General features: G+C 65.3%; 1 protein-coding gene and 1 pseudogene. One reads left to right on the top strand and one right to left on the bottom strand.

What is annotated here, in order from left to right; translation table 11 throughout:
• Positions 1-483, bottom strand: a 483-nt coding sequence (locus tag MKP05_RS21280; protein WP_240570139.1) for an MFS transporter, incomplete at its 3' end; no start/stop codon positions are given.
• Between the two features lie 10 nt (positions 484-493).
• On the opposite strand from MKP05_RS21280, the pseudogene MKP05_RS21275 reads away from it, so the two are divergent.
• Positions 494-707, top strand: a pseudogene (locus MKP05_RS21275) (efflux RND transporter permease subunit); the annotation flags it as partial.

Raw genomic sequence — 707 nt, 5'->3', positions numbered from 1 at the left:
CATAAACATCAGGGCAAAGGAGAGGGTGACCAGCGCCGCACCCATCTGTGTCACCTTACCGGCGCCAAATTTATCGGCCAGACCGCCGGCAAGCGGCGCGGCCAGCGCCCCGGCGGCCCCGGCGATACCGAAACCGCCCGCTACTGCGCTGCCCATGTGATAGTGTTCGGAGAGCATCACCCCCAGCGTCGACCAGAAGGCGCTAAAAGCGATGGAGAGCGCGCCCTGAGCTAGCGCGGCGCGGCGTAATGCCGGGTAACGCTGCCACAGATGCGCCATCGAGGCCATCAGCTGCGGATAGCTCAGCGTCGAGTGCACAGCGAAGCGCGGCAGGACGCGCCACATTACCAGGCCAATCAGCGCGACGCTGACCGCCGCCGCCTGATACATCACCCGCCAGCCGAATACGGCGCCCACCACGCCGCTGACCGTCCGGGAGAGCAGGATCCCCAGCAGCAGCCCGGTCATCACCGTGCCCACCATTTTTCCCTGCTTGCCCGCCGGGGCGAGGGCGGTGCGTACCGCCGAGGTGCGCCGCCAGGTCACCGACTGGTTCCTCACCAAAGAGAAAGCCAATACCGATGTCATTTTCACCGTCGACGGCTTCAGCTTTAGCGGCAGCGGGCAGAACGCCGGGATGGCCTTCGTGTCGCTGAAAAACTGGTCGCAGCGCAAAGGGGACGATAATACCGCCCAGGCCATTGCCC

Source organism: Halomonas flagellata (assembly GCF_022487945.1).
GTDB lineage: Bacteria > Pseudomonadota > Gammaproteobacteria > Pseudomonadales > Halomonadaceae > Halomonas > Halomonas flagellata.
The sequence above is the reverse complement of the archived record's forward strand: the minus strand, read 5'-3'. Positions and strand labels throughout refer to the sequence as shown.